Source organism: Corallococcus sp. 4LFB, from assembly GCF_046520365.1.
GTDB lineage: Bacteria > Myxococcota > Myxococcia > Myxococcales > Myxococcaceae > Corallococcus > Corallococcus caeni.
In genome coordinates this window covers 1-6,645 of sequence record NZ_JBKGHJ010000462.1, presented here as the reverse complement: position 1 = coordinate 6,645, position 6,645 = coordinate 1, and the positions used below count along the sequence as shown (strand labels likewise).

Below are 6,645 nucleotides of genomic sequence, written 5' to 3'. Positions count from 1 at the left end.
GGCGCCACCGGCCGCGCGACGCCACGCCAGGCGCCCGGCGCGCCGCGCCAGCCGCTCCGCCTCCGAACGCGCGGCAAGCTCCCGCCTCGCGCAGTGCCCGGCAGCCCGCGTCACCCAACCCGGACGACGTTCCGGAGGTGCCACCGCCCTTCCAGGCGAACGTGTCGGATCCGCTGCTCACGCCCGCGCCTCCCGCGCCCCAGCAGCTCCAGTCCTGGAACGAAGCGCTCACGCTCCTGCGCCAGCGCTCCACCGACCTCCAGGCGGCCCTGGGCCAGATTGAAGTCGCCGCGGGCACGTGGCGCATCGCGCTCGCCAACCTGTTGCCCTCCGTCGCGGGCGAGCTGTCCGCCCAGTACAACATCCTCAACCCGAGCATCCCCGCCGTGGGCGATGGCGTCGGCGGCGGCGTGGGCGGTGGCGTCAGCGGCGCCGGAGGCTTCACGCCCACGCAGCTGCTGGGCATCGGCGTGCTCACCGCGAACGTGCCCGTGGTGGACCTGGCCAACCTCTACGCCCTGGGCAGCGCGAAGGAGTCGCGGCGCACCGCCGACCTGTCGCTCGCGGAGACGCGCCGGCAGCTCACCCGCGGCCTCGCGCAGGCCCTGGTCTCCGTCTCCTCCAACGAGCGGCTGGCGGAGGTCAACCGCGTCAACCTGCGCACCGCGCTGGAGCGGCTGGCCCTCGCCCAGCGCCGCTTCGAGCTGGGCGCCGGCACCCGCCTGGACGTCGTCCGCGTGGAGCAGGACGCGCAGTCCGCACGCCGCAACGTCGTCACCGGCGATGAGAACCTGCGCCAGGCGCGCGAGGCCCTGGGCCTGGCCCTGGGCACCCCGTCCCCCGTGGGCATCAAGCCGGGCCTGGAGCTGAACACGTTCCTCGAGGGCGCCAACGCGGCCTGCCGCACGCTGGAGTCCCTGGAGAACCGCCCGGACATCGCCGCCGCGCGCTCACGCCAGGTGGTGGCCGAGCGCGCCATCGGCGAGGTGAAGCGCCTGTACGCGCCCACCCTGGGCCTCACCAGCACCACCACCGCGCTCACCGTCAACCCGGGCTTCGCGGAGGTGCCCATCTGGAACGTCGGCGCCAGCCTGGTGCTGCCCTTCTGGGACGGCGGCGCGCGCGAGGGCCGCCTGCGCCAGGCGCGCGGACAGCTGGAGCAGGCCCGCGCGGAGGTCACCAGCCGCGAGCGCAACATCGCCGTGGAGGTCACCCAGGCGAAGCGCGCCGTGCAGGTGACCCAGGCGACGCGGGAGCTGGCGGACCGCGAGCGCAAGCTCGCCGAAGAGAACGACCGGCTCACCCGCCGCAGCTTCGAGGTGGGCACCGGAACGAGCCTCGAACTGGTGCAGTCAGCCGGGGCCCTGCGGCAGGCTGAACTGGAGCTCGTCATCCGCGACTTCCAGTTCCGCCAGGCCCTGGTGGATGCATTCCTGTCGGAGGCCGCATGCGATTGGTGAGGGGCGGTTGGGGCGCGTGGGGGCTCGTGCTCGCGCTGGCGGGCGGGTGCAGTAGCGGCAAGGACGCCCCCGGAGGAGGACCCCAGGCCGGCCAGCAGAGCCAGGGCGCCGGCAAGCCCACGCCCGTGCAGGTGCTGGCGGTGAAGCCCGGCCCGGTGCGCGACACCCGCGAGTACGTGGGCACGCTCATCTCCCGCACCAGCATCACCGTCGTCCCGCAGGTCGCCGGCTACATCCAGAAGATCCCCGCCCACCCCGGCCAGAAGGTGAAGGCCGGAGACGTGCTGCTCGTGGTGGATCCACGGCAGGAGCAGGCCACCCTGCGCGCCACCCAGGCCCAGAAGGCCTCCGCCATCGCCAACCGCGAATTCGCTCGCAAGACGCGCGAGCGCAGCGCCCAGCTCCTCAAGGAGGGACTCGTCAGCCGCCAGGACTACGAGCAGGCCGTGGCCCAGGCCGCGCAATCCGAGGCCCAGGCCCAGGCGGCGGAGGCGCAGATTCAAAACCAGCAGGTGCAGCTGGGCTTCTTCAACGTGAGCGCCCCCTTCGACGGCGTCGTGGGCGACATCCCGGTGAAGCTGGGCGACTACGTGACGCCGCAGACGGCGCTCACCATCCTGGACCAGAGCCGCGCGCTGGAGCTGTCCGTGCAGGTGCCGGTGGACCAGGCCGCGCGCGTGAAGGTGGGACAGACGCCGCTGGAGGTGCTCAACGAGGACGGGGAGCCCATCGTCCGCGCCCCCGCCTCCTTCGTCGCCGCCACGCCCGACCCCAACACGCAGCTGGTGGAGGTGCAGGCCGACTTCGCCAACACCGTGGGCCTCCGGGCCGGCCAGCTGGTGCGCGCGCAGCTCGTCTACGACGTGCGCGACGCCTTGAAGATGCCCACCACCGCGGTGACGCGGCAGGGCAGCCAGTCCTTCGCGCTGGTGGTGGGCGAAGGCGACGCCGGCACCGTGGTGAAGCGCCAGCCCGTCACGCTGGGGCTGCTGGAGGGCAACGACTACGAGGTCCTCAAGGGGCTGGACGCGGGCACCCAGGTCATCATCAGCGGCGTGCAGCAGCTGCGGGACGGCATGCCCATCCAGCCGAAGCCCGCGCGGCGGGCACAGGGGCAGACGGAGGGCATGCCCCTGCCGCCCGCGCAGGGCATCGGCGGCGGCTCGGACGCGGGTCGGTAGGGGGCTGCCATGTTCACCGACTTCTTCATCCAGCGCCCCGTCTTCTCCAGCGTGCTGTCCATCCTCATCACGCTCGTGGGCGCCATCTCCATCCCCAGCCTCCCCATCGAGCAGTACCCGGAGCTGGCGCTGCCGCAGGTGCAGGTCACCGCCACGTATACCGGCGCGTCCGCGGAGACGGTGGAGAGCGCCGTCACCACCGTGCTGGAGCGCCAGCTCAACGGCATGGAGGGCATGCGCTACCTGTCCTCCACCAGCACCAACGACGGCCAGTCCACCATCACCGCCACCTTCGACCCGTCCCGCGACGTGGACCTGGCCGCGGTGGACGTGCAGAACCGCGTGGCCACCGCCACGCCGCAGCTGCCCGCGCAGGTGAACGCGCTGGGCGTCACCGTGCGCAAGGCGCAGACGCAGCTGCTCGTGTCCTTCGGCGTCTACGACCAGGAGAAGCGCTACGACACGGAGTTCATCAGCAACTACGCGGACGTCTTCATCCGCGACGCGCTGCTGCGCGTGAAGGGCGTGGGCGACGTGCGCATCTTCGGCGAGCGCCGCTTCGCCATGCGCCTGTGGCTGGACCCCACGGAGCTGGCCCGGCGCCGCCTCACCGCGCAGGACGTGGTCAACGCGCTCCAGGAACAGAACGTCCAGGTGGGCGCGGGCAAGGTGGGCCAGGCCCCGTCCTCCCGGGACCAGGCGTACCAGCTGTCCCTCCAGGTGCAGGGCCAGCTGTCGTCCGCGGAGGAGTTCGGCGCCATCGTCATCCAGCGCGGACAGGACGGCGCCCTGGTGCGCATCCGCGACGTGGGCCAGGTGAAGCTGGGCGCGGAGAGCTACCAGCAGCTCTTGCGCTTCAACGGCCAGGAGGCGGTGGGCCTGGGCATCACGCAGCTGCCGGGCTCCAACGCGCTGGACGTGCGCGAGGGCGTGGAGGCGGAGCTCCAGCGGCTGTCCGCCAACTTCCCGCCGGGCCTCACCTACCAGGTGGCGTTCGACACCACGGCCGCGGTGAGCGCCTCCATCGAGGAGGTGCTCAAGGCGCTGGGGGAGGCCATCCTCCTGGTCGTCCTGGTCATCTTCATCTTCCTGCACGGCTGGCGCAGCGTGCTGGTGGCGGTGACGACGCTGCCGGTGTCGCTCGTGGGCACGTTCATGTTCGTCAACGCGTTCGGCTTCTCGCTCAACACGCTGACGCTCTTCGGCCTCACGCTGGCCACGGGCCTGGTGGTGGATGACGCCATCGTCGTCATCGAGAACGTGGAGCGCGTCATCGAGCACGAGAAGGTGGACGCGAAGGAGGCCACCCACCGGGGCATGCAGCAGGTGGCGGGCGTCGTCGTCGCCACCGCGCTGGTGCTCTCCGCGGTGTTCATCCCGGTGTCCTTCTTCCCCGGCACCACGGGCGCCATCTACCGGCAGTTCGCGCTCACCATCGCGTTCTCCATCAGCCTCTCCGCGCTGGTCGCGCTGACGCTGTCCCCCGCGCTGTGCGCGCGCCTCCTGCGCCCCAACGAGGGCCAGAAGTTCCTCCTGGCGCGCAAGTTCGACCAGGGCCTGGACGCGCTCCGGCGCGGGTACGGGAAGCTGCTGGGCCGGATGCTGGGCAGGCTGCGCTGGGTCGTGGTGGCCGTCTTCGCCGTGTTCCTGGTGGCCACGGGCCTGCTCTACCGCGCCACGCCCACGGGCTTCATCCCGGACGAGGACCAGGGCTACCTCATCATCGCGGTGCAGGGCCCGGAGGGCACGTCGCTGGAGTACACGCGCAACGTGCTCATCCAGGTGGAGAAGCTGGTGGCCCAGCAGGAGGAGGTCACGCAGATCTTCACCGTGGGCGGCTTCTCGCTGCTGGGCACGGGCGCCAACTACGGCTCGCTCTTCATCAACCTGAAGCCCTGGGAGGAGCGCACGACGCGCGAGTCGAGCGTCGCCGGCCTGGTGGAGCGGCTGCGCGGTCCGCTGTCCCAGGTGGGCGGCGCGCGCGTGCTGCCCCTGCAACCGCCCGCCATCCGCGGCGTGGGCAGCGTGGGCGGCTTCGAGTTCGTGCTGGAGGACCAGCAGGGCGGCCGCACGCTGGACGAGCTGGCGCAGGCCACCCAGACGCTGGTGGGCAAGGCCAGCCAGGAGCGGCGCCTGCGCGGCGTGTTCTCCGCGTTCACCGCGGGCGCGCCGCAGCTCAACCTGGACGTGGACCGGGAGAAGGCCAAGGCCCTGGGCGTGCCGCTGTCCTCGCTGTTCTCCACGCTCCAGGTGTACCTGGGCAGCCAGTACGTGAACGACTTCACCTTCGCCAACCGCGTCTACCGCGTGTTCGTGCAGGCCGCGACGCCCTTCCGCGACAACCCGAAGGACATCGGCAGCTTCTACGTGCGCTCGGACACCGGGGCCATGGTGCCGCTGGAGTCGCTGGTGAAGGTGACGCCCATGACCACGGCGCCCAACATCACGCACTACAACCTCTTCCGCGCCGCCAACGTCAACGGCCAGGGCGCGCCCGGCGTCTCCACCGGCCAGGCGCTCCAGGCCATGGAGGACGTGGCGAAGCAGGCCCTGCCGCCCGGCTTCACCTACGAGTGGACGGGCCTGTCCCAGGAGCAGAAGAGCGCGGGCAACACCGTGCTCGTCATCTTCGCGCTGGGCATCGTGTTCGTGTTCCTGGTGCTGGCCGCGCAGTACGAGAGCTTCGCCCTGCCCTTCGTCGTCATGCTCGCGGTGCCCGTCGCGATGATGGGCGCGCTCCTGCTCCAGAACCTGCGCGGGCTGGTGAACGACGTGTTCTGCCAGGTGGGCCTGGTGATGCTGGTGGGCCTCGCGTCGAAGAACGCCATCCTCATCGTGGAGTTCGGCGAGCAGCTGCGCGCTCAAGGGCAGGGCGTGGTGGAGTCCGCCATCAACGCGGCGGAGACGCGCCTGCGCCCCATCCTGATGACGTCCTTCGCGTTCCTCTTCGGCGTGGTGCCGCTGATGCTGGCCAGCGGCGCGGGCGCCTCCGCGCGCAAGTCGCTGGGCACCGCCGTCTTCGGCGGCATGCTCTTCTCCACCTTCGTGAACCTCATCTTCATCCCCGTGCTCTACGCGCTGGTGGAAGGGGCTCGCACGAAGCTCCTGAAACACCGCAAGCACGGCAATTCGCAGAGCGGACCGCCGTCTCCGCCGCCGTCAATCCCTCCCGAGGGGGAGCCACCGCGACCCCAGCCTGCGTAGCCGCGCGTCGCGAAGGACCCGCACGGCAGGCAGGCACTCCGGCGCGCTATCCGGCGCCGGAGCGTCCTGGTTATCCTTGGGCGACGCATGCCTTCTCCTCTGACTGTCGATGAGCGGCGTCGGTGGCTGTACACGTTGAAGCAGGCTCCGACGCTGCGCCACACGCGTGCGTCCGTCCTGCTGCGGTTGTTGGAGCGGGCCCGGCCCGTGGAGCCCCTGCCGGGCGAGGGCATCTGCCGCGAAGGCGAGCCGGTGGACGGCATCTACCTGCTGCGCTCGGGCGAGTGGCGGGTGACGGCGGGAGGGGCGGTGCTCCTGCACCTGCGCTCCGGCATGTCGCTGGGCGTGGAGGCGCTCGCGCGCGGCACATGGCCCGTCACGGTGACGGCGGAGTCCGCGTCGTCGCACGCCCTCTTCCTTCCCCGCGCGGCGCTGGAGGCGGTGGCGGCGCGCCCGTCACGCCAGCACCGCGCGCGCGCGGACGTGGTGACGTTGCCGCACGGCACGCCGGGTGGGAGCTGCGCCCGCGGTGCTGTCCACGCTGGTGAGCTGTGGCGAGGTGATGGTCCACGACTTCGGGGACCGCGTGCTGCTCGTGCGCGCGGGAGCGAAGCGCGCGGAAGGCACGGTGCGCGGCGCGGACGGCGTGTTCCGCCGCACGGTAGGCCCGAGCTCGCCGCTGCTCGAGGAGGGCGAGGACTTCGACTGCGTGCTGGTGGAGGGCGTGCCGGTGCCGGAGGGCCTGACGCCGCGCCAGGTGGTGCTGCTGCCGCCCGGCGGTGAGGCGGACGGCGTGGGGA

At 71.8% G+C, this 6,645-nt stretch carries 4 protein-coding genes and 1 pseudogene; all 5 read left to right on the top strand.

The features are described from left to right. On the top strand, positions 1-1,460 hold a 1,460-nt coding region (locus tag ACLEQD_RS34030), incomplete at its 5' end, for a TolC family protein (RefSeq protein WP_410389786.1). Next, positions 1,448-2,641, top strand: a complete 1,194-nt coding sequence (locus tag ACLEQD_RS34025; protein WP_410389784.1) for an efflux RND transporter periplasmic adaptor subunit — start codon at positions 1,448-1,450, stop codon at positions 2,639-2,641. The genes ACLEQD_RS34030 and ACLEQD_RS34025, both read left to right, overlap by 13 nt. A gap of 9 nt (positions 2,642-2,650) precedes the next feature. Next, positions 2,651-5,845 (top strand): efflux RND transporter permease subunit, encoded by a 3,195-nt coding sequence (locus ACLEQD_RS34020; RefSeq protein ID WP_410389782.1) that lies wholly within the window; start codon positions 2,651-2,653, stop codon positions 5,843-5,845. Between the two features lie 87 nt (positions 5,846-5,932). Beyond that, a pseudogene (locus ACLEQD_RS34015) lies at positions 5,933-6,235 on the top strand (cyclic nucleotide-binding domain-containing protein); the annotation flags it as partial. A 139-nt stretch (positions 6,236-6,374) separates the two neighbouring features. Beyond that, positions 6,375-6,645: hypothetical protein (locus ACLEQD_RS34010; RefSeq protein ID WP_410389788.1), on the top strand; the 271-nt coding region annotated here is incomplete at its 3' end.

Coding starts and splice junctions, on each gene's coding strand:
- ACLEQD_RS34020 (WP_410389782.1), top strand. CDS start 2,651: ATGTTCACCGACTTCTTCATCCAGCGCCCCGTCTTCTCCAGCGTGCTG.
- ACLEQD_RS34025 (WP_410389784.1), top strand. CDS start 1,448: ATGCGATTGGTGAGGGGCGGTTGGGGCGCGTGGGGGCTCGTGCTCGCG.